Raw genomic sequence first — 919 nt, forward strand, 5'->3', positions numbered from 1 at the left:
CGGTTGTTGTTGCACATACACCGGCCGATCCTGATTGATCAGTGCCGAGCCGATGATGGCCGAGCCGACGATCGCGCCAAACACTGCAGGGCCCTGCCAGCCATGGCCACCACCCGCTTCAGCCTGGCCGGTGACGGCAAGTGCGCCAATCAACAAAGCCATGATGGGAAGTTTACGAATCATGATAAGTCCTCGGTTCTTCGACCCGGCGCCGCGGCCTGAGTCAGGCCCACAGTTGTCGCGGGGATACAGCTAAGACAGCAAATTTGCGAAATTCAGCACAGCCGCTGGGTAAATTTTGTGTAAGGTCTGTAGCGGCTTCTTTACCCGGCTGCGCGGCGCCACAAACAAGCCCCAATGATGATTCAGAACCCGGTGGGCTGGCCAATCCCGTCCATCCGAAAGTGCGTTTGAAGGAGAAGTTTCATGCAGATGAACCCGAACAAAGACACCCAACTGTGCATGTCCCTGTCGGGGCGCCCGGGGAATTTCGGTCTGCGTTTTCACAACCATTTGTATGAACAGCTGGGCCTGAATTTCTACTACAAGGCGTTCAGCAGCCAGGACCTGACCGGCGCGGTCGGTGGCATCCGGGCACTGGGCATTCGTGGCTGCGGCGTGTCGATGCCGTTCAAGGAAGCCTGCATTGCGCTGGTCGATGAGCTGGATGCGTCGGCGGCGGCGATCCAGTCGATCAACACCATCGTCAACACTGGCGGCCACCTCAAGGCCTACAACACCGATTACATCGCCGTCGCGCAATTGCTGGAAAGCCACGCGGTGCCGAAAGATTCGACCTTCGCCCTGCGTGGCAGCGGCGGCATGGCCAAAGCGGTGGCCAGCGCCCTGCGCGATGGTGGCTACCAGAACGGTTTGATGGTCGCCCGTAACGAGCGCGCCGGCCGCGCCCTGGCGGATT

At 60.1% G+C, this 919-nt stretch carries 2 pseudogenes; one reads left to right on the forward strand and one right to left on the reverse strand.

What is annotated here, in order from left to right:
• A pseudogene (locus OQK_RS01010) lies at window positions 1–183 on the reverse strand (hypothetical protein); the annotation flags it as partial.
• Between the two features lie 243 nt (window positions 184–426).
• On the opposite strand from OQK_RS01010, the pseudogene OQK_RS01015 reads away from it, so the two are divergent.
• Window positions 427–919: pseudogene (locus tag OQK_RS01015) on the forward strand (shikimate 5-dehydrogenase); the annotation flags it as partial.

It is taken from the genome of Pseudomonas sp. R62 (genome assembly GCF_000257605.1).
In the GTDB taxonomy this organism is placed as follows: Bacteria; Pseudomonadota; Gammaproteobacteria; order Pseudomonadales; family Pseudomonadaceae; genus Aquipseudomonas; species Aquipseudomonas atacamensis.